This is a genomic window from Thalassospira sp. NFXS8 (genome assembly GCF_040148805.1).
Taxonomy (GTDB): domain Bacteria; phylum Pseudomonadota; class Alphaproteobacteria; order Rhodospirillales; family Thalassospiraceae; genus Thalassospira.
The window spans coordinates 1463710-1485431 of the sequence record NZ_JAGEMF010000001.1 but is presented as its reverse complement, the minus strand read 5'-3'; the positions used below and the strand labels follow the sequence as shown (position 1 = coordinate 1485431).

18 protein-coding genes and 1 pseudogene are annotated in these 21722 nt (G+C 55.5%); 10 read left to right on the top strand and 9 right to left on the bottom strand.

Going from position 1 to position 21722, the window contains the following annotated elements; all coding sequences use genetic code 11:
• Positions 1 to 8 precede the first annotated feature (8 nt).
• Positions 9 to 818, top strand: a pseudogene (locus J4E05_RS06760) (CheR family methyltransferase); the annotation flags it as partial.
• Positions 819 to 1594: 776 nt separating this feature from the next.
• On the opposite strand, the gene ctrA reads toward J4E05_RS06760, so the two are convergent.
• A complete protein-coding gene (gene ctrA / locus J4E05_RS06755; RefSeq protein ID WP_085589642.1) occupies positions 1595 to 2296 on the bottom strand; it encodes a response regulator transcription factor CtrA in 702 nt (233 codons plus the stop codon).
• 370 nt (positions 2297 to 2666) lie between these two features.
• Here ctrA and fliI point away from each other — a divergent pair, with 370 nt between their 5' ends.
• Both fliI and J4E05_RS06745 read left to right on the top strand, forming a co-directional pair.
• Positions 2667 to 4127: a flagellar protein export ATPase FliI gene (gene fliI, locus J4E05_RS06750; RefSeq protein ID WP_085589875.1), complete on the top strand. Its 1461-nt coding sequence runs from the start codon at positions 2667 to 2669 to the stop codon at positions 4125 to 4127.
• A 132-nt stretch (positions 4128 to 4259) separates the two neighbouring features.
• A complete protein-coding gene (locus J4E05_RS06745; RefSeq protein ID WP_085589644.1) occupies positions 4260 to 4688 on the top strand; it encodes a flagellar FliJ family protein in 429 nt (142 codons plus the stop codon).
• Positions 4689 to 4730: 42 nt separating this feature from the next.
• Here the strand turns inward: J4E05_RS06745 and J4E05_RS06740 are convergent, their stop codons facing one another.
• Complete coding sequence (locus J4E05_RS06740; protein ID WP_085589646.1) at positions 4731 to 5222, bottom strand: YbaK/EbsC family protein; 492 nt, start codon at positions 5220 to 5222, stop codon at positions 4731 to 4733.
• Positions 5223 to 5668: 446 nt separating this feature from the next.
• Here J4E05_RS06740 and J4E05_RS06735 point away from each other — a divergent pair, with 446 nt between their 5' ends.
• From J4E05_RS06735 to J4E05_RS06725, 3 genes are all read left to right on the top strand, one after another.
• The gene (locus tag J4E05_RS06735) at positions 5669 to 6226 is read left to right on the top strand and encodes an iron transporter (protein ID WP_349593633.1); all 558 of its coding nucleotides are present in this window, start codon (positions 5669 to 5671) and stop codon (positions 6224 to 6226) included.
• Positions 6227 to 6297: 71 nt separating this feature from the next.
• A complete protein-coding gene (locus tag J4E05_RS06730; RefSeq protein ID WP_349593630.1) occupies positions 6298 to 6666 on the top strand; it encodes a cupredoxin domain-containing protein in 369 nt (122 codons plus the stop codon).
• A 60-nt stretch (positions 6667 to 6726) separates the two neighbouring features.
• Complete coding sequence (locus J4E05_RS06725; RefSeq protein WP_349593627.1) at positions 6727 to 8133, top strand: 4Fe-4S binding protein; 1407 nt, start codon at positions 6727 to 6729, stop codon at positions 8131 to 8133.
• 81 nt (positions 8134 to 8214) lie between these two features.
• On the opposite strand, the gene J4E05_RS06720 is transcribed toward J4E05_RS06725, so the two are convergent.
• Positions 8215 to 8958, bottom strand: coding sequence for a TerC family protein (locus J4E05_RS06720; RefSeq protein WP_349593624.1), 744 nt, complete (start codon positions 8956 to 8958; stop codon positions 8215 to 8217).
• Positions 8959 to 9177: 219 nt separating this feature from the next.
• On the opposite strand from J4E05_RS06720, the gene J4E05_RS06715 reads away from it, so the two are divergent.
• The 4 genes from J4E05_RS06715 (at position 9178) to J4E05_RS06700 (ending at position 13738) form a co-directional block, all read left to right on the top strand.
• On the top strand, positions 9178 to 10413 hold the full coding sequence (locus J4E05_RS06715) for an ABC transporter substrate-binding protein (protein WP_349593621.1): 1236 nt from the start codon (positions 9178 to 9180) through the stop codon (positions 10411 to 10413).
• Positions 10414 to 10455: 42 nt separating this feature from the next.
• Positions 10456 to 12192 (top strand): ABC transporter permease, encoded by a 1737-nt coding sequence (locus tag J4E05_RS06710; RefSeq protein WP_349593619.1) that lies wholly within the window; start codon positions 10456 to 10458, stop codon positions 12190 to 12192.
• 20 nt (positions 12193 to 12212) lie between these two features.
• Positions 12213 to 12908, top strand: a complete 696-nt coding sequence (locus J4E05_RS06705; protein WP_349593616.1) for an ATP-binding cassette domain-containing protein — start codon at positions 12213 to 12215, stop codon at positions 12906 to 12908.
• Positions 12909 to 13183: 275 nt separating this feature from the next.
• Complete coding sequence (locus tag J4E05_RS06700) at positions 13184 to 13738, top strand: 2OG-Fe(II) oxygenase (protein ID WP_349593613.1); 555 nt, start codon at positions 13184 to 13186, stop codon at positions 13736 to 13738.
• Between the two features lie 4 nt (positions 13739 to 13742).
• Here J4E05_RS06700 and J4E05_RS06695 read toward each other — a convergent pair whose 3' ends face one another.
• The 6 genes from J4E05_RS06695 to J4E05_RS06670 all read right to left on the bottom strand — a co-directional run bounded on the left by J4E05_RS06695 (position 13743) and on the right by J4E05_RS06670 (position 21668).
• On the bottom strand, positions 13743 to 14144 hold the full coding sequence (locus J4E05_RS06695; RefSeq protein ID WP_085589656.1) for a hypothetical protein: 402 nt from the start codon (positions 14142 to 14144) through the stop codon (positions 13743 to 13745).
• Positions 14145 to 14239: 95 nt separating this feature from the next.
• The gene (locus J4E05_RS06690; RefSeq protein ID WP_349593610.1) at positions 14240 to 15907 is read right to left on the bottom strand and encodes a hypothetical protein; all 1668 of its coding nucleotides are present in this window, start codon (positions 15905 to 15907) and stop codon (positions 14240 to 14242) included.
• 7 nt (positions 15908 to 15914) lie between these two features.
• Entirely contained in the window at positions 15915 to 16703 is a 789-nt protein-coding gene (locus J4E05_RS06685; protein WP_085589658.1) for a MinD/ParA family protein, read from the bottom strand.
• Positions 16700 to 17698, bottom strand: coding sequence for a flagellar biosynthesis protein FlhF (locus tag J4E05_RS06680; RefSeq protein ID WP_349593607.1), 999 nt, complete (start codon positions 17696 to 17698; stop codon positions 16700 to 16702). The genes J4E05_RS06685 and J4E05_RS06680 overlap by 4 nt, the downstream gene beginning before the upstream one ends.
• A 24-nt stretch (positions 17699 to 17722) precedes the next feature.
• Positions 17723 to 19876 carry a flagellar biosynthesis protein FlhA gene (gene flhA, locus J4E05_RS06675; RefSeq protein WP_085589662.1) on the bottom strand — a complete coding sequence of 718 codons (2154 nt, stop codon included), beginning with the start codon at positions 19874 to 19876 and terminating at the stop codon, positions 17723 to 17725.
• Positions 19877 to 20018: 142 nt separating this feature from the next.
• On the bottom strand, positions 20019 to 21668 hold the full coding sequence (locus J4E05_RS06670; protein WP_349593604.1) for a sigma-54-dependent transcriptional regulator: 1650 nt from the start codon (positions 21666 to 21668) through the stop codon (positions 20019 to 20021).
• Between the last annotated feature and the right edge of the window lie 54 nt (positions 21669 to 21722).

Sequence of the window (21722 nt, the reverse complement as noted above, 5' to 3'; positions counted from 1 at the left end):
ACAAGATGTTGAAGCCGGAAGACTTTGATTTCGTAAGCAAATTGATCAAATCCCGCTCGGGCCTGGTCCTGACGCAGGATAAGTTCTATTTGCTCGAAAGCCGGCTTATGCCGATTGCGCGCAAGCGTGGTCTGAAAGACCTTGGCGAATTGATCGGGGCGTTACGCGGCATGGACCGCACGCTGGTCGAAGACGTGGTCGAAGCCATGACCACCAACGAATCCTTTTTCTTTCGCGATACCAAACCGTTTGATCAGTTTCGCCATGTTGTTTTGCCCCACATGATCAAGGCCCGTGCCAGCAAGCGTCATTTGCGCATCTGGTGTGCTGCGGCATCTTCCGGGCAGGAACCGTATTCACTGGCGATGATCTTGCAGGATTTCGCCAGTCAACTGGCCGGGTGGCGGATCGACATTATCGGTACCGATATTTCCCGCGAAATCCTGAATAAGGCGCGTGCCGGTCTGTATTCGCAGTTTGAAGTCCAGCGCGGCTTGCCAATTACCCTTCTGGTCAAACATTTCCAGAAGGCCGAGGATATGTGGCAAATTTCGGCTGATCTGCGTTCGAAGGTGCAATATCGCGAATTTAACCTGCTGGAAGATTTGAAATCGCTGGGGCAGTTTGACGTTGTTTATTGCCGCAACGTGCTGATTTATTTTGACCAGCCAACAAAAACCGATGTGCTGTCGCGCATTTCGGCGCAAATGCCCGATGACGGATTTTTGTTTTTGGGGGGTGCCGAAACGGTTTTGGGTATTTCCGACAAATTCAAACCACTGGCTCGCCAGCGCGGTATTTACCAGCTGAACCGTCCCGGTGCGCCCGATGTTGACGTTAGTGCCCTTGAAAAAGTACAGGCAGCCGGAGCTGCAAGCACAGCCGCCGGTGCGGGCGCGGGTGGATTTGCCTTTCCCAAACCCAAGGCCATGCAAACCGCCGCCGCAGCAGGCAGTGCATCAACGACGCCATCCACCACGACGCGGCCTTCAACAACCGGCACACCACCGCGAACCTACGGTACAGGAAGCACCGGTACTACAGGCAGCACCTATAGCCGACCATCGACCAGTAGCACGGCTGGTACAGCCGGTTCCAGCGGAGCAGGGACATCACGTTACGGTACCGGCGCTGGAACAGGTAGCAGTGGCACATCAGATAGCAGCAGCTATCAGCGTCCGGCACGGCCTGCGGGGACGGGGACAGGAAGCAGCTATTCTTCTACCCGGCCGTCATCCTCTACATTGGGGCGGACATACCCGCGTAAGCCGGATGATAAAAAGGATTAGGCGGGAAGGAAAAACCCGAACCGCTTGCCAAATTTCACGACAAACGCCCGGTCAATGTTCCGGGCGTTTTTTGTTTGTGACGCGCCTTAATACCAGACGCTATGCATTAAAGCAGATTAACGCTGTTCCCCAGGCGGCGGGTTGGCTCAACGATGCCTTTCTCAATTGCTTCAAACGTTGCACTTTACCCGTCATGGATAAAAGACGCCCTTACAGATAGAGAACGGGTATAAAGTAAAAAAACACCCCGCCAACGATACGATGGCGAGGTGTTTTTGGCAGAAAAGATAGCGGATGTCATAAATTCAGGCGGCGGCGTGGGCACCATTACTTTCCGGGTCGCGCAAAACATAGCCGCGCCCCCAAACAGTGTGGATGTAATTGTCGCCTTCGGTCGCGGACTGAATTTTTTTGCGTAATTTGCACACAAACACGTCAATAATTTTCAGCTCGGGTTCGTCCATGCCGCCATAAAGATGGTTTAAAAACATCTCTTTGGTCAACGTGGTGCCTTTGCGCAGCGACAGCAATTCCAGAATGCCATATTCCTTGCCGGTCAGATGCAGGGGCGAACCAGCCACATCAACAGTTCGGGCATCCAGATTGACATGAAGTTTACCGGTGGCAATAACCGACTGCGCATGGCCCTTGGACCGGCGCACGATCGCCTGGATACGTGCCAGCAATTCCGTTTTATCAAACGGTTTGGTCAAATAATCGTCCGCGCCAAAGCCAAGGCCTTTAACCTTGTCTTCGGTTTCGGTCAGACCCGACAAAATCAAAACCGGTGTTTCCACCCGCGCATCGCGCAGGCGACGCAGAACCTCGTACCCGTCAATGTCAGGTAACATCAGGTCCAGCAAAATAATATCGTAATCGTATAATTTACCAATCTCCAGGCCGTCTTCGCCCAGATCGGTGGTATCCACAACCATTCCTTCGGACTTCAGCATAAGTTCTATGCTGTCCGACATGGCGTCGTCGTCTTCAACAAGCAGCACCCGCATTTTCCGCTCCGCTCCGTTACCATATTCCGCAATAAATTTGGTGTTTATCCGGACTGTCCCGGCTATGCCCCAACAGCAGCCGTATCGTGGGATTTTTCCCGTTTTGTTAACGATACGTTGCTTTGCGACTCGTGGCAAGCGCACGAGTCGCAATTTGTTAACTTTTTTACCGCCATATTGTTCCCGTCATGACCAAATAAAGATTTAACAGTGGTTTAAGCCCCATTCCCTAGGCCAGAACTTTGGCGTCATTACGGCCAATGCCGACTGGCAGCTTTGTAAATCCGGTCTTCTCTTCTATATTTGGAACATGCGGCGCCGGTTTCCACCCCCGCGTCGCAGTGCGATCACCCCGACCAAAGCAGGCTCCATGTTCCAGATTGGCAAAAATATTATCGCCGACCTTCGCCGTGTCCCCGAATATTGGGTTGTGGGCCGTGTTACGGCTGTTTTGGGTTTGCTGGTTGAAATTGGCGGCGTTGAAGGTGCATTGTCGATTGGCGACCGCTGCAAGGTTGTTCGTCGCGATGGCGAGGCAGTGGTTTGTGAAGTTGTCGGTTTTCGCAGTGAACGGGCCTTGTTAATGCCGTTTGGCGCGCTTGATGGCATTGGCATTGGTTGCGAAGTTGAACTGGCCGATACCCAACCGCAAATTTACCCCGATGACGGCTGGTTGGGCCGCGTGATTAATGCCTTTGGTGACCCGGTGGATGGCAAAGGGCCATTGCCGCAGGGGAACACGCCCTATGCCATCCGGCGCACGCCGCCTTCTGCCCATACCCGCCAACGTGTTTCGGGCAAGCTGGATTTGGGCGTTCGCGCCATGAACACTTTTCTGACCTGTTGCCGGGGGCAGCGTATGGGTATTTTTGCCGGGTCCGGGGTGGGGAAATCCAGCATGTTGTCGATGATGACGCGCCATACCACCTCGGATGTATCGGTGGTGGGCCTGATTGGTGAACGTGGCCGCGAAGCCCGCGAATTTATCGAAGACGATCTGGGGGAGGAAGGTTTGCGCCGCTCTGTTGTGGTGGTCGCAACATCCGATGAACCGCCATTGATGCGCCGTCAGGCGGCATTTATGACAATGGCAGTTTCCGAATTTTTTCGGGATCGCGGGCGTGATGTGCTGTGCATGATGGATTCCGTCACCCGCTTTGCGATGGCGCAGCGCGAAATCAGCCTGTCGGTGGGGGAACCGCCAGCGTCAAAGGGCTATACCCCAACCGTATTTGCCGAATTGCCCCGTTTGCTGGAACGTGCCGGGCCGGGCGGGCCGGGGCAAGGGTCCATTACCGGGCTGTTTACCGTGCTGGTCGATGGCGATGATCATAACGAACCTATTTCCGATGCGGTGCGTGGTATTCTCGATGGTCACGTGGTGCTGGACCGCGCCATTGCCGAACAGGGCCGTTATCCCGCGATCAATATTTTGCGCAGCGTATCGCGGACCATGCCAGGCTGTAACAATGAATATGAAAACCAGATTGTGCGGCGTGCCCGGCAATTGCTGGCGACCTATAATGACATGGCGGAACTGATCCGGCTGGGGGCTTATCGTCGGGGGACAGATGCCAAAGTGGATGAAGCCATTCATTATTTTCCCTTGATCGAGGAATTTTTAAGCCAGCGTAAAAATGAATGTACCCGCCTTGCCGAAGGTTACGCCGATTTGGCGCGCAGGCTGGATATGGCCCCGGTGGAGGATGGCAATGCCCAGGTGGCGGGCAATGCCGGCCATGCCGCAAGGCCGGGCAGTGCGGTAAATAGCCAGTCCCGGCAATCGCCAACGGATTTGAACGCGGCGAAACGGGCCCTGGGCGGGCAATAAACCCGTATCCGAGGGGCATTTTCCTGCCGCGAAATGTGCTGCCTGGGCATGAGGGCGATATGGTGGATGCCGATGTGCCGTTTGAAAAGAAGCTGCCTAAAACGATGACACCACAAACACGAAAGGCCCGGCATGGCCAAGGACTTTAAAACCCTTGTTCGTATTCGCAAATGGACGCTGGATGAAAAACAGCGCGAACTGGGCGATATGCTGCGCGTACTGGAACAGTTGATCGAACAGCGCGAGGAACTGGGCCGTGCGTTAAAGGCCGAGCAAAAAGTGGCATCGGAAAACCCGCAAACGGCCGGTTTTGCTTATGGCAATTTTGCCAATGCTGTTATTGCCGAACGCACCGCGCTGACCGAACAAATTGCCGCACAGGAAGCCAAAATTGACAATTTCCGCGATGTGGTGGCACAGGCGTTCAAGGATATGAAAACCGCCGAAATTTCCGAACGCAACCGCGTTGCCGCCGTGCGCGCCGAAGAGGACCGCAAGGAACAGGAAAGCCTGGATGAAATTGGGGCGCGTGCCGCCACCCGCAAGGATGGCCTGATGTAGGTGGTTTCGGCCCTGCATTTTACCGGCCCGGCGCTCCGGTGTTTATGATGCGTCCTGATGCAACGCATGGCCCTTTGTGATGCCGGTGATATGGCACAATTGGGCCGGGGTCAGGCAAAACACACTGCGCGGTGTTCCTGCTGCCAGCCAGATGGCGGGTTTCGCCAGCAGTTTTTCGTCAATCAGCGTGCGTATGGCATTGGCATGACCAAAGGGTGGTACGCCTCCGATCGCGTATCCGGTATGGTTTTTTACCTGTGTTGCATCGGCCTTGCCAATGGCTTCGCCAATAACAGCTTCAACCCTGGTTTCGCAAACCCGATCCGCCCCGTTCATAATGATCAGGACCGGGCTTTGGCTGTTTTGGCCCTGAAATATCAGTGATTTGCCAATGTCGCTGATGTCGCAGCCAACGGCCCGTGCTGCATCGGCGGCAGACCGGGTGCCATCGGGAAATTCCAGCACATCAATATCGGTCAAACCGGCTTGTTCAAAGGCGGCGGCAAGTCTGGCGGGCGGCGTTATTTTTTTCATAAGCGGGCGGCTGCTTTGTTGGCTGTGATTAACAAGGGTTAAAAACAATAACTTTTCGGGGTTTTATTGCCAAAGCATTTCACCATGAAACCCGTTTTCGCGACAACGTTTGGCGCGGGCGACTCTGCCCCGGATTGAGGCTTATAAATCTGAAGTCATTCCAGGGATGTAAATCAGCCCGCACTTTGCAAATATTCTGATTTCCCTGTTGATTGTATCGGACGCTGTTTTGACGGTAATTTTCCCCGTTGATCCCGGTTTTTCCCGATTATTCTGGTCTCCGTGACATGATAATGATAATCCTTCTCACGAATTTTGAGGGCCTTGTTTCTTAAACCCTTCCTTTCTGCCCTCATCATAAAACCTGTGAACACGTCGTTATCACCTGCGGTTTGTCGTCGCGTGCCTGTTGGCAATTGGCGGTATCGCACGAAGGAGTGTGCCTTATGAAATTCAAAGCCCCCTGGATTACCAGGATTGGTGCTGCCGGTCTTGGTGTGTCTGCATTGTTGATGTCATTGCCTGCACAGGCGCTTGAATATCCCATTGGTGAACCCCAGGAAGGGGGCGGACTTGAGGTTGCAGCGGTCTATTTGCAACCGATTACCATGGAACCCGAAGGGATCATGCGACCGGCAGATCAGTCTGATGTGCATCTTGAAGCGGATATTCATGCGCTGGCCGACAATAAAAACGGTTTGGCCGAGGGGGAATGGGCACCTTATCTGGAAATTGGTTATACCCTGACCAAACTTGACGACGGCAAATCTGAATCCGGGATGTTGATGCCGATGGTGGCCAATGACGGCCCGCATTATGGCGACAATGTTAAATTGATGGGGCCGGGCAAATACCGTTTGACCCTGGATGTTGCCCCGCCTTCGGCAGCGTCGAAATTCGGGCGTCACATCGATAAGGAAACCGGCGTTGCGCCGTGGTTCAAACCTTTCAAGAAAGATTATGACTTTGTTTTTGCCGGTATTGGCAAAAAGGGCGGTTATTAAAACGGCCTGTGAAGCTGGCGCATGTGTGATGTGCCAGCTTTTTTATCTGCTTGTTAATTAAGGGAATGGGCATGATGCAAAAATGGAAACAGGCTGTTTTCACGATTTTGGCTGTGATCGTGGCAAGTGTTGGCGCGGCCTGTTTGTCTGGTGCCGCACAGGCCGACGAGATGCAAATCATCAATATGGACATCAAAGACGGTGTCATCACCCCGAACCGCATTGAAGTTGCAGCGGGCTCCACGTTTAAAATTGTGGTGACCAATTCGGGCAGCAGCCCGGCAGAATTTGAAAGTTTGCGGTTGCATCGCGAAAAGGTTTTGGCACCCGGTGTGACATCCTTTGTCGTGATCCGCCGTCTTTCTGCCGGGACATACGAATTTTATGACGAATTCCATATGGACCAGGAAACGGCCAATGGCGTTATCGTTGCGAAATAGGAAACCGGGCAACCTGAATGTGGTGCCCGGTATTTGTGAAGCGGCCTTCATGACATGACGATGTTCACAAAAACAATAAATGGTTCTGCGACCGCCCCGTCCGGGCGGCTTTTGGCGTTTGGATTATGGTTGCGCAACCACCAGGTTGTTGTTCGCCACCTGCAATGGGCAGTGGTTGGCATTTATGCGGTATTGCTGATTGTGCCGGTTCTTATGCCTTTGCCGGGCCTGGCATCGCATATCTGGAACAATGTCACTGTGTTTGCGCAGTTCGTGTTCTGGGGCATCTGGTGGCCCGGTGTGTTGGTGTCGATGTTGCTGTTTGGTCGGTTGTGGTGCGGGCTTTTGTGCCCGGAAGGGGCGCTGACGGAATTTGCCAGCCGCCACGGGCGGGGCCGTGCCATTCCGCGCTGGGTGCGGTGGCCGGGCTGGCCGTTTGTGGCGTTTGTGTTAACCACTGTTTACGGGCAAATGACCAGTGTTTATCAATACCCGGCCCCGGTTTTGCTTGTTTTGGGCGGATCAACCGTCGGGGCGATTATTGTTGGCTATCTTTACGGGCGTAACAAACGGGTTTGGTGCCGGTATTTATGCCCGGTGAACGGTGTTTTTGGATTATTGGCCAAGCTGGCCCCGATGCATTACGGCGTTGATCGGGCGAAATGGGACCTGAATGCTGCAACCCACAGTCACGAACACCGGTTTAACTGTGCCCCTTTGGTGGCGGTGAAAAATATGGAAAGCCCGTCGCCCTGCCATATGTGTGGCAGGTGTAGCGGTTTTCACGATGCCGTATCCCTGGAAGCCCGCCATCCGAATGATGAAATTGTGCGTTTGTCGAGCCGCACGGCAACAATTTGGGACAGCTTGCTGATTATTACCGGCCTGATGGGGGTTGCCATCGGGGCCTTTGAATGGAGCAGCAGCCCCTGGTTTGTCGAGATTAAGCAGATGCTGGCGATGGCACTGGTGAACCACAATATTATCTGGCCGTTGCAGGCGACCTTGCCATGGTGGATTTTAACCGATTATGCCGCCCAGAATGATGTGTTGACCGTCCTCGATGGGGCGGTGTTGCTGGGCTATATTGCCACAACCGCAGTTGTGTTATCGGTGCTGATTTCGATCCCGTTGAAGCTGGCGTGTTTGCTGATGCGTTCACGCGGCGGGCAGCCCTTTTTTCATTTGTCTCATGCCCTTATTCCATTGGCAGCCTGCGGGGTGATTTTGGGGTTGTCGGCACAAACGGTCACGTTGCTGCGGGCGGACGGGTTTGCTTTGGCATGGGTGCCAATGGCGCGCCTGGCCTTGCTGATCGTGGCGACGGCCTGGTCCTGGTGGCTGGGAACCTCCATTCTGGTTCGCAAGGATGGGCGGGGCGTGCAAAAGGGCGCGGCATCGCTGATGTTTGCGCTGGCACTGGCCGCCCCGGTTTATGCGTGGGTGTTGATGTTCTGGATCTGGTAGGCCGAAACGAACAGTGCCATCGCCTGCCGTTTGATCGACAAGCGATGGCACCGGAATGTAAGGGAAACCAAACGTATTGGGTTATTGGCTGGTGCCGGTTTGACTTTTAAGCCGGTTTTTCTTCTTACGCTGGCGATTTAGCAGGTTAAGTGTTTCGACGCCCAGGCTAAACGCCATGGCAAAATAAATGTAACCCTTGGGAACGTGAATTTGCACGCCGTCCAGCAGCAACACAAAACCCACCAATATCAGAAACGACAGGGCCAGCATTTTGATCGACGGGTGCTTGTCGACAAAATCGCCAATCATGCGTGCTGCCATTAACATCACGCCCACCGATATGATCACGGCCAGCATCATCACGGTCAGATGGTCGACAAGGCCGACAGCGGTAATCACGGAATCGAGCGAGAAAATAACATCAAGCAGCATGATCTGCACAATGGTGCCGACAAACCCGGCAACGGGTTTTGCTTCGTGTTCGCCCGGCTCATCGATGGTGTGGTGAATTTCCATTGATGCCTTGGCAATCAAAAACAACCCACCGATAATCAGGATCAGGTCGCGCCCGCTAATGCCGCGGTCAAACACATCGAATAACGGGGTTGTAAGCTCCATTACCCATGCCATGCAGGCCAGCAGCAACAGGCGCATCAGCATGGCCCCCAAAAGACCGGTGCGCCGGGCCGCTTTTTGCTGTTTTTGGGGCAGTTTGGCGACAATGACAGATAGAAAAACGATATTGTCGATGCCCAGCACAATTTCGAGAGCCGTTAGCGTTGCAAGACCTACCCACATATGGGGATCGGCAATCCAGTCAAACATAGTGGTTCCATTTCTGTGTTGTGGCCTTGCGGCATCGTCGCATCAAGATGTGTTTGGTGCTGTCTTAACGCAAGCGTGAATTGATTTCACGGGCTATAGGCCTGAAAACAATTCATTGCAGGGTGATAACGGTGGCAAAAATTGATTGTTCCGTTTCCCGCTGTCACAGACAATTAACGCGCATGTCGATTGCGTAAATTTCGGGGGAAGGAAACATACATGCCCAGATTAATGGCCCGTTTGATCGTGGTGGCAACGCTTGGCGCCAGCCTGACCGGATTTTCCCCCCTTGCCAGCGCCGACCCGGCGCCCGATATGCACAATTGGGATGCGGTTTTAAAACAGGCCAAAGGTCAGACCGTTTATTGGTATGCCTGGGGTGGGGAGCCACGCATTAACGATTACATCGCCTGGGCTGGCAACCAGGTGCAGGAAAAATACGGCGTTACCGTCAAACAGGTCAAACTTGCCGATACCGCCGATGCGGTATCAAAGGTGGTTTCGGAAAAGGCCGCCGGGGTCACCGATGGCGGCGCGGTCGATATGATCTGGATTAATGGTGAAAACTTTGCCGCGATGAAACGCAATGATTTGCTGTTTGGTCCGTGGGTCGAACAAACGCCCAATTTCAAATATGTTGATGTTACCGGCAAGCCCACCACGATCAACGATTTTACCGTCCCAACCGATGGGCTGGAAGCCCCGTGGGGCATGGCGCAGCTGAGCTTTTTTGATGATACATCCCGGGTGAAAACCCCGCCGCACAGTGCGCAGGACTTATTGGCGTGGCTGCAAAACCATCCGGGCCGGTTTACCTATCCGCAGCCGCCCGACTATATGGGATCGTCCTTTTTAAAGCAGGTTTTAACCGAGGTCGTCGATGACCCGGCAGTTTTGCAAAAACCGGCAGACGCCGCCGATGCGCAAAAGGTGTTGGCGCCACTGTGGAATTATCTGGCAAAAATGCAGCCGGTTTTATGGCGCGAGGGCAAGGCATATCCGGCCAACGGGGCGGCCTTGCGCGCCATGATGGCCGATAATGAAATTGATATTGGTTTTTCGTTTAGTGCGGCCGAGATATCGTCAGCCATTGCCAATTTTGAATTGCCCGACACGGTTCGCAGTTTTGTGTTTGACGGCGGCACATTGGGCAATACCAACTTTGTCGCCATTCCGTTTAATGCATCGGCCAAGGCCGGTGCCGTGGTGCTGGCCGACTTTTTGATGTCGCCACAGGCCCAGTTGCGCAAACAGAACCCGGAAATCTGGGGCAGTTTTACCGTGCTGGACATGGCTAAAATTCCGGCGGCGGACCGTGCAAAATTTGACGCGCTTGATTTGGGTGTTGCCACCCTGTCGCCAGCCGAAATGGGCAATGTCCTGCCCGAACCGCACCCAAGCTGGATGGAACTGGTCGAAAGTGAATGGCAAAAACGCTATGGCGTTGCCCAATGATTTTCCTCCAATCCTGTTTCGGGCGCTTGCGAACGCCCCAACATGGCCATGCCCGGTGCGGGATATGGCCGGTGTGACGGGGGATATGTGCCCAAGCTGCTAAAATATGCGCCGGGTTTAACCGTGTTTTTAATGGTCGGGCCGTTGGTGGCCGGGCTGTTGGGCACGGTGTTGCCTGCCTTTGGCTATTTGCCGGCCCTGGGCGGCGGGCAATGGTCGCTGGCAGCGTGGCAGGAATTATTTGCCCAGCCGGGATTGCTGATTTCAGTTAGGCTTTCGGCAACGACCGGCCTGTTGGCAACGGTGATATCCTTTTTTGTGGTTATGCTTTTTTGTGCGGCGTGGCAGGGCACACGTGCCTTTGCCCTGATGCAACGTGTACTGGCACCGATTTTGTCGGTGCCCCATGCCGCAGCGGCCTTTGGCATTGCCTTTTTAATTGCGCCATCGGGCTGGGTTATGCGGGCGGTTGCATTAGTTGGCGGCTGGGACCGCCCGCCCGATATTGTGACCGTGCAGGATGGGTGGGGATTGGCACTGGTCGCCGGGTTGGTGGCAAAGGAAGTGCCGTTTTTGTTTTTAATGACGCTGGGCGCGTTGCCACAGGCTGATGCCGAACGCACCCGCCATATTGCCTTAACCCTGGGATATGGCCGGGTGGCGGGCTGGTTTAAAACCGTATTACCGCGTATTTACCCGCAAATAAAATTACCGGTTTTTGCGGTTCTGGCCTATTCGGCATCGGTGGTTGATGTCGCGATGATATTGGCCCCGACCACACCGGCCCCGTTGGCGGTGCGTATTTTACACTGGTTGTCCGACCCGGATTTATCCATGCGGTTTATGGCATCGGCGGCGGCTTTGGTGCAACTGGGCGTGGTTGTGGCTTTGATTGTGCTTTGGTGGGGGGGTGAAAAGCTGGTTGCCCGCTTTGGGCGCGGCTGGGCCGAAGCTGGTGGACGCTATCGTTACGAAGGCAGTGTGCGGACTGCAGGCGCACTTGCAGCCCTGATTGCGGCGGGCATGGTGCTGCTGGGCATTGCCGGTTTGGCGGTCTGGAGCATTGCCGGGTTTTGGCGTTTCCCCGATATGTTGCCAGGGCAATGGACCCTGAAATTATGGCTGCGTGAATTACCGGCCCTGGGCGATGGTGTGATCAATACCATCATTATTGGTGGTGCTGCTGTTTTACTGGCGATTGTTCTGGTGGTGGCGTGTCTGGAGCGCGAACAGCGTACCACCGTTTCCCGGCCCGGGCGCGGGGCGTTGTGGCTGATTTATGTGCCGTTGCTGATGCCGCAAATCAGTTTCATGTTTGGCTTGCAGGTGTTTTTTACCTTTTTGGGGCTGGAACGCACCCTTGTTTCGGTGGTGCTGGCGCATCTGGTTTTTGTGCTGCCCTATGTTTTTTTATCGCTGGCCGATCCGTTTCGCGCCCTTGATGCGCGCTATCGCCAAACTGCGTTGTGTTTGGGCGCATCGCCCGACCGGGTTTTCTGGCGGGTGATTTTGCCGTTATTAACCCGGCCCGTGCTGGCGGCTATGGCGGTTGGCTTTGCCGTTAGCATCGGGCAATATTTGCCAACCTTGCTGATCGGGGCTGGTCGCTTTGCCACCATCACCACCGATGCGGTGGCACTGGCGGCGGGGAATGACCGGCGTATGATTGGCATTTACGGCGTTTTGCAAACGATATTGCCCTTTGCCGGTTTTGGTATTGCCATGCTGGTGCCTGCAATTTTGTTTCGTCGGCGTCGCGGTTTGCGAAGTGGCACATGAACATACGGGATAGATCCAATATGCCTGCATCATCGCACCGTCTTTCGGGTCAGAAGGCCGGGTTGAAACTGGATCGGGTATGTATTGCCATACAGGGCCAGAAATTGTGCGAGGTTGACCTGGCCGTTGGCGCGGGTGAAATCGCAACCCTGATGGGGCCAAGCGGTGTGGGGAAGTCGTCCTTGCTGGCCTATGTTTGCGGTACGCTGGCGCATGGTTTTGATGTGACAGGGCACGTATTTTTAAACGGTACGCAAATTGATAATTTGCCGCCGCAGGACCGCCATGTCGGCATATTGTTTCAGGATGATTTGCTGTTTCCGCATTTGTCGGTTGGCGGCAACCTTGCCTTTGCCCTGCCGGCCCATGTCAGGGGCAGGGACGCACGGCGCGATGCAGTGGAACAGGCCCTGGCAACGGCAAATCTGGCTGGTTTTGCCGACCGTGACCCGGCAACATTGTCGGGCGGGCAACGAGCAAGGGTGGCGGTGATGCGGGTCTTGTTGTCGCAGCCATCCGCCTTGTTGCTGGATGAACCGTTTTCCAAGCTTGATGCCACCTTGCGCGACCAGTTTCGCCGGTTTGTGTTTGATCAGGCCCGCCAGCAAGCCTTGCCAACCCTGATGGTGACCCATGACCCGGACGACGCAGCGGCCACAGGCGGGGCGATATTGACCCTGACAGGGCAAAATAACGATGTTGCGGAGCCGGGTTAAAACGGCTTGATCGCTGCTTTCTATGGGCATGAGGCATGGAACGCCGGTTTAGCGCAACGGTGCAGGGTGCCAGGGGCCTGTGATGTGACTGGCACGCGCGTCATGCTCTGAAGCTGGTATTTGTCTAAAAATCAACATAGTGAGCTGATGTTGTTAGCGTGAATTGACCCGCCTGAAAATTTGCGGAACCGTGCGTTTTTTGCGCTGGTAAGGTGCTGCAAAGCGGTATAGATCGGCGGCAGCGCCAATAGGGCGTGTTTTGGAGTTTTGGCGAAATGTTTCCCGACGAAATGTCTCTGGTTGTGCCAGACGCGCTCGATATTGAAACCTGTGATCGTTTAATTGCCAATTTCAATGACCGGCTTGACGATGGTGGTTTGGTGCAGGGGCAGGCCGCAAGCCATATTCGCCGCAGCCAGATTGGCTGGTTTAATGAAGAACAGGAACCCGTAGTAATGCGCCAGATTGTTGATCTGGTTGCAGCAGCCAACCGGTCCTGTTTTGATTTCGGGTTAACCGAGTTTGCCGAAAATGCACAGATTGCGCGGTATGAAGGCGACCAGCGTGGCCATTATGACTGGCATAGCGACATTGGCGCATCTGACGTTGCACGCCGTCGCAAGCTGACAATGGTAATTCAGCTTTCCGACCCGGCCGATTATGAAGGCGGGTTATTGCAGATGAATCCGGCAGGCCACATTGTCGATGCGCCGATGGCACGCGGCACGGCCATTTTGTTTCCCAGTTTTGTGTTGCACCGCGTTGCCCCAACCATTGCCGGAACCCGGTTTTCGTTAACCTGCTGGGTACATGGGCAACCGTTTCGCTAAGCGGTTAATACCGTTCCAGGCGTTCAATCAGGCGGGCATTGTGCCAGCGTGGCTGGCGATCTTCCAGGGTGGCTTCATGATGTTGCACGGTGCCACTATCGGCGGTGTGTTTGTTTAACCGCATGTTGATCCAGCGGGGCACCAGTTCGTTGTTGAAATCTTCCATCAACAGGACGGCGGCCTGTTCAAGGTTATCAAAGGTTATGGTTTCGATTTCCTGAAAATAGGTCGCCAGGCAGGCCGGTTTCAAAAGCAGGCGGTCAGGAACGTAACGCAGGCTAAGCCGGGCCGGAAAAACATTTTCGGCACCTGTCAGTTCGCTTTGCAATGTTACGACATAATCGAACTGAATGCCGGGGTTGGCCTCGGTTTCCAGCAGGTTGCGGCGTTCAAAAATTTCCAGCATGGGCCTGTTCCTGATTAAGATGTGTTGTTGGGCGTCGCACTGGCGGGCAATTAATGCCAGCGGTGCCGTGGTGGGCGTGCGCCCGTGTTTTTGTCTTATGCTTCCAGTCCGCGTTTGTGCGGGCCGGACGGTGCAGGGTCGGCGCTGACCGCGACAAAGCGCTGGCCATTTTGAAAATTCAGCGCCCCGCCCAGCTTTGCCAATGACAGGGCCTGATGAAAAATGGCACGAATGTCGTCGCGCTGGGGGCCATCAAGGGCATTTTCGGTTCGCACGATCAAATCAAATTTCTGGGTTTCCTTGCGCACCAGCCCGTCAAGCTGGGTATGGCCCAGCCGGGTAAAAGACAGATCCAGCAAAAAACGGGTGCCGGGGTCGTCGGCCTTGCGTTCCGGTGTGTCGTCGTCTTCGCCCTGGCCCTGTCGCCATGCCAGTTGCATTTGTTCAATCCGCTCCCCCATGTGAAACGGCATCGACATTACCCGCCAGCCGTCCGATCGCGGTTCGCTGGCCATACTGCGCAGGATGTTAAAATCTTTTTCCAGCTTTTTGCCCAGTCCGGCATCCTTGCCATCGCGCCCGTCAAGTGAACCAATGGTGCGTTCCCCCAGCCATCCTTTGGCGGTGCCGGTAGCACCTGTCATGGCGGTAAAGAAAAACATCATGGTTGCGGTCAGGCGCGGGCCGGCTGCGGGGATCTGGTTTAACAGGGCCTGTGCGGCCTGTGGGTCGGCCTGGGCAAGGGCGGCGACGGCACGTTGCAGGCTGTCCCAGTCGTGGCTAAGGCTGGCAGCCTGCCCACGGGCCATAAGTTCGCCTTCCGTCATCATCGGCTGGGGAATACGCGCCGCAGCCGCACTGTTGGCATCGATTGCAAAAGATAAGGTTGCACCGACCGGGGCAGGGACGGGCAGTCGAACGCCGATGACACCGGCATTGGTTCGCAGGGCTGTAAAACCATCGGGCAACAGGCGGGCTTCGGGGCTGTTGGCGGGTAATACCGTGCCGGTCAGGACCATGGCAGGTTGACCGGCCCCTTTGGCACCGGCGGCAAGCAGGGCGGCCGAGGTTGCTGTTCCGGTGGTCATGCCTGCCGTTTGGCCGGTTTGGCCTGCAAACCCGGCCCGCCCGGCAAGGATATTGGAATTGGCAATATTTGCATTATTGGCCGTACCCGCACCAGGCGTTTGCCCCGCCATTTGCGATGCAATGACCCCGGCGGCCTTTGCCGATGACGCTGCACCGGGGCCAACAAACACCATTTGCATCTGGCTGCCGGCGGGCAGGGTGGCCCCGCCGGGAAATGTCAGGCTGGTGGTGGTAACGCCGGTAAAACTTTGCCCGGGCATCAGGGGGGTCGGGTTGGCGGCCACATTTGTTGCGGCACCACTTGCACCGGCACTGGCCCCCGCACCATTGCCGGCCGTCATCAGGGTTTGTGGCAATACTTGCAAACGCAGGCCACTGCTGCCATCGGCCCCGGTCTGGGGCATGATCCGCACCCAGACCAGATCATTCAGGCTGGCAGGCAGGGCTTGCGGCAATTTCAGTGTGACATTTCCCGCGCTGGTTTGCAGGGTTACTTCCGCACCATTTTTGCTTTGAATGGTGGCCTGGATCAGGGTGTCAACGGGCAGTTTGGCAAGGGCGGCAGGCGGGTTTTGGGCGACTGCCGTGCCGCTTGCATTGCCCGCACCTGTTGCCCCGCTGCCAACGGCGTTGGCACCGGAGACAGACGGAACAGGGGGGCTTATGTCTGCCATGATGGTGTTATCCCTCGATCAGCCTTGTTGCGATCGCCTCGATATCCTGTGCGGCAATGGAATTGGGATGGCGGGTAAGCAGCGGGGTTTGGCTGCGAATGCATTCCGATACCTTGCTATCTGCCCGGATCACGCCCAAAAGCGGCGGCGAGATTTTCAAAAACCCTTCGCACGCCTTAAGCAGTTTACCATAAATAGCCTCGCCTTCCTTTTTGTCTTTTGCCAGATTAACCACAACACGAATATCGGCCCGGGGCCGCGCCATATGGGTAACCTTGATAAAGGCATAGGCATCGGTCAATGCGGTGGGGTCGCCATTGGTCAGGACAATGACAGTATTGGCAAGGCTGGTCATCTGGCGCACGCCCTGGTCAACACCGGCACCAAGGTCGATGACAACCTTGTCATAGGATTTGCCGGTTTGCAGCAAATCGTCTGACAGGGCCTGCAAGCGGCTGGCCGACAGGTTGGCAAGGGTGCCCGAACCACTGCGCCCGGCAACAATGTCAAACCCGCCATTCTCAAAGGTTGTAATGGCATCGCGAAGCGCAATACGCCCGGAAATAACACCGCCCAGGTCATGTTTGGGCATCAGGCCCAGTTGAATGTCAATATTGGCAAGGCCCAGGTCGCCGTCAAACAGCAATGATTTCAGTTCATGCAAAGCCAGCGCATGGCACAGCGAAATGGCAAACCAGGTCTTGCCTACGCCGCCTTTTCCCGACGCAACGGCAATGACATTGCGTCCCTTGGTGCGTCCAGCCTGTTTTGGGGTGGCATCAGTTTTGGCTGTCATTTCATGACCTCGGCGAAACTCGTTTTCTTGTGGGTGTGTCTGGCAGGAATAAGCAGCTTTGCCAGGGCGACCGGGCTAATGGCTGTCAACCCGTCTGCAACCTGTGCGGTCATGCTGACATTGCATAGGGAAAGGTTTCCTGTATCCGCACCATATAACGCGCCTCCCAGCCGGGATGCAACATCAAGGCGCGTAATCAGCATTCTGGTTGTTCCGCATTCAGCAAAGGCATTGGCAATGTCGCCTGTTTCTTCGGCATCGACGCCGGCCGGGCAAACCAGAATGGGTTCGCTGGGAACGGCATGTAAAAATTCGCTTAATGTGGCAAGTTCGCTCTGGATATAAGGATTGCAGTTCGCCGTGTCGACAAATACCAGATCTGCCCCGCGAGAGGCATCAAACTGTTCGCGCAAATCCTCGGGTGATTTGATAATACCCAGTGGAATTTTCAGGATTTTGGTAAAAGCCCGAAGCTGGTCAACGCCACCCGCCCGTTTGGTGTCGCTGGTTAACACGGCAACCCGGCGTTTTTTCATCACGGCCCGGGCTGCGGCCTTGGCAACACATAATGTTTTACCGGCCCCGGGTGTGCCGACAAAGGCAATGGCGCGCGGGCTGCTTTTTTCGGGAAGCGGGGTAAATTCAAATATTTCATCAAGGGCACTGGCCAGCAATTGTTGCACATTGCCGGGGTTACGTTCGCGGCCCATGGCATCGCACAGGCGCAGGCGGAGCCTTTCGGGTACCGAATGACGGATAAGGGCGGCCTCGGCCTCGTCGATCAATTCGCCAAGGGTTGGGCCACTGGTGGCGTCATCATTGATGCCGCCCGCACCCATTTCAAACTCGGGTTCGCTGTCAATGGCGGCGGTTAAACGAACGCCCGAACCGGGAATATCCTGGGTCGATACGATAATGGCATCGGCCCCCATATGTTCTTTGACCAGCGCCATCGCGGCGCTCATGGTGGGGGCGGTAAAGGTTTTAAGACGCATGGAACGCCCCTTTTTGCCCGATCATCAAATTTGCCCCATTGTTTTTAATTGTGCCTTGGGGTGAATTTCGTTTTGCGACATGACAACCGTTGCCGGGCGGAACCGTTCGACAATAGACCGCACATAAGGGCGAATGCCCGGGCTGGTTAGCAAGACGGGAGATTCCCCCATCATGCCCAGGCGTTCAAACGTGGTGCGCACCTTGTTGATAAATTCCTGAAGCTGGCTGGGCGGCATGGAAAGCTGTTTTTCCTCGCCGGCACCCACCAGGCTTTCGGCAAAAATCTGTTCCCATTCGGGGGACAGGGTAACAAGCGGAATCACACCATCGCCGTTGGAATTGGTGTCCGACAGCTGGCGCGCCAGGCGCGAACGCACATGTTCGGTCATAAAGGTTGGATTGCGGGTAAAGGCGGTGGCTTCGCCGATCCCCTCCAGAATGGTCGGCAAATCGCGGATCGAAATACGTTCGGTCAGCAAGGCCTGCAACACACGCTGAACCCCGCCCACCGAAATCTGGCTGGGGATAATATCCTCGACCAGTTTTTTCTGTTCGTCTTCCAGTTCGTCCAGCAGCTTTTGCGTTTCGGCATAAGATAGCAGTTCGGGCATGTGGTCCTTGACCACCTCGGTCAAATGCGTGGTGATCACGGTTTGCGGGTCCACCACCGTATAACCCCGGAACATGGCTTCTTCCTTCATGCCCTGTTCCACCCACATGGCAGGAAGGTTAAAGGTCGGCTCGATGGTTTTTTCACCCGCCAGGGTAATTTCCTCGCCGCGCGGGTCCATCACCAGCAACATGTTGGGGCGCAAATCGCCACGGCCTGCCTCAATTTCCTTCACCCGTACCACATAGGTATTGGCCGGAAGCTGCATGTTATCCTGAATGCGCACGCTGGGCATGACAAAGCCCATATCGGCCGCCATCTGGCGACGCAGCGCCTTGATCTGGTCGGTCAGTTTTTGCCCGCGTTCCGTGCTGATCAGCGATAACAGGCCATATCCCAGTTCCAGCCGGACATAATCCATGCGCAAGGCATTGGCGATGGGTTCTTCGGCGGGGGGGGCGGCGGCCTGTGCGGCAGCATCGCTTTCTTCCTGAATGGCGTTGGCCGTGGCGGTATCCTTGCGCTTGCCAAGCATCCAGGCCAGATAACCCATGCCGATTGCCGCGCCCATAAACCAGACCATGGGAATGCCTGGTAACAGCGACATGCCGCCCATCATGGCCGCGGCAATGCCCAAGGCGGCAGGATAGTTGGACACCTGGCCAAAAACGGCCTTTTCGGTTGCGCCTTCCATGCCGCCCTTGGTGACCAGCAAACCGGCGGCTGTCGAAACGATCAGCGCCGGGATTTGCGATACCAGGCCGTCACCGACGGTTAAAATGGTATAGGTTTCGGTGGCTTCGTTCAGGCTTAGCCCCATCTGGGCCGTGCCGATGATGATGCCGCCAATTACGTTGATGAAGGTAATCAGAATACCGGCAACCGCATCGCCACGCACGAATTTCGATGCACCATCCATCGAGCCGAAAAAAGAACTTTCTTCTTCCAGTTCCTTGCGCCGGGCCTTGGCCTGTTCTTCGTTGATCAGGCCCGACGACAAATCGGCATCTACCGCCATTTGTTTGCCGGGCATGGCATCAAGGGTAAAACGCGCGGCGACTTCGGCGATACGGCCCGAACCCTTGGTGATCACGACAAAGTTAATGATCACGAGAATGGCAAAAACAATAATACCGATGACAAAATTGCCACTGACCAGAAAGGCGCCAAATGCCTCGATCACGTGTCCGGCGGCCTGGGGGCCTTCATGGCCATGACCCAAAATCAGGCGGGTGGTGGCGATGTTAAGTGCAAGACGCAGCGATGTTGCCACCAGCAAAATCGTTGGAAACGAGTTAAATTCCAGCGGTTTTTGAATGAACAGCGCGGTCATCAGGATCAGGATGGAAAAACTGATCGACAGGGCCAAAAACATATCCAGCAGCCAGGTCGGCAGCGGAAACATCATGATCACAAGGATCAGCACGAACCCCAACGCCATGGCAATGTCGCCACGCCGCATTGCCGAACGGAACCGCCCTTGCAAATTGCCCATAACGGCATTGCCGCCGGATTGTCCGTCGTTTTTTCCGGCCCCTGACGGGGTTATCTGGCGACCATCTGCCATGTTGTGCGCTGTTGTTCCTGTTTGTTGCCCGTCGCGCCGGGAAAACCCGGTTTGTGTTTATGGGGTGTTTTTTACGACATCAAGCCCAAAGCTTATTTATATGTAACAGCGGCACAGTACCCCGGACTGTGCAAAACCGGTTTTATCCGTTGCCCGGAAGCGGGACACTTACCCCTTCGTCGTTATATTGGCGCAGTTTGTTGCGCAAGGTACGGATAGATATTCCCAATATATTGGCGGCGTGGGTCCGATTACCAAAACAATGTTTCAGGGTATCAATAATCAGTTCCCGTTCCACATCGGCCACTGTCCGCCCGACCAGGGCTGCCGTGATGGACCCGTGATCGGAAATAACGCCGGTGTCCTCGCCTTCGGGCGCATGGTCATGCGGGGGCGGTGTGCCGTTTGACGATGGCGTGGCATACGGGTCGTGCGATGCCGGGGGGCTGGCCGGTTGCGGGGGCTGCGCCGGTTCACGCGGGGCGGCATACCCGCCATTATCGGGCGTGCTGTTGCCATATCCGCCTGCTGATCCGCCGGAATTACGATAGGCCTGGTTTACATAGGCCGGGTTATAGGCCGATGCTGCCGCGTTATTACGGGCAATGTCGCGGGGGTCCGGGCCGTTATTGCCATAGCCTTGCTGTTGTGCCGGAGCAGCCTGTTGCGGTGCCGGGGCAACGGCCTGGGGGGCCGTGCCCGACAGCATGATGGATTCCGGGCCAATTTCGTCTGGCCCGGCAATTAATACGGCGCGGTGCATGGTATTTTCAAGTTCACGTACATTGCCGCGCCAGTAATGGCCCACCAGTCGTTCAATGGCCAGCGGGCTGATCGGGCGAAGCGGCATGTCGTTGGCTTCGGAATATTTGCGCATAAAAAATTCTGCCAGAACCGGGATATCGCCGGGGCGTTCACGCAGTGACGGAATGTCCAGATTGACAACATTTAACCGGAAATACAGGTCTTCGCGAAAATTGCCTTGCTGCACATAGGCTTCAAGGTCGCGGTTTGATGTTGCCAGAATACGCACATCCACCTTGACCGGTTTGCTGCCGCCCAGCCGGTCAATTTCGCGTTCCTGAATGACGCGCAGCAATTTGGCCTGCAACCGTACATCCATTTCGCTGATTTCATCTAGCAGCAAGGTACCGCCATTGGCTTCTTCAAACTTGCCAATCCGGCGGGCCTGGGCACCGGTAAAAGCGCCCTTTTCGTGGCCAAAAAGCTCGGATTCCAGCAAGTTATCGGGGATCGCGGCACAGTTTACGGCCACAAACGGCTTGTCTGCCCGGTTGGATTTACGGTGAATAAACCGGCTGAGAATTTCCTTGCCGGTGCCACTTTCCCCGGTGATCAGGATGGATGCGTTGCTGCGTGATACCTGTTCGGCCTGCCGCAAGGTTTCTGTCATGCGCGGATCACGATGGATCAGGGCGTGGCTTTCTTCGGTTACGGCTTCAAAAATGGCGGCAATCAAATCGGCTTCGGGGGGCAGGGGGATATATTCCTGCGCGCCGGCCTTAATGGCGTTGACGGCCCCGTTAATGTCATTTCCCACACCACAGGCCACCACCGGCACGCTGATACGTTCGGTCGACAGGGCCGTGATCAGGGCACCAACATCAAGCGCAATATCGGCCATCACCAGATCAATGCGTTTGCCTGCGCGCAGGATGTTCAAGGCTGTCGTAACGCTTTCGGCCAATTGAACCGAAGCACCCCGCGCCATCGCGATCTTGCTGGCTGCGCCGATCTGGCCGCCCAGTCCACCAACGATCAATACCTGCATTACCTAATCTCTTTCCGATCCGCTTTTTGTGTGTCTGTGCATTGATACCATTGA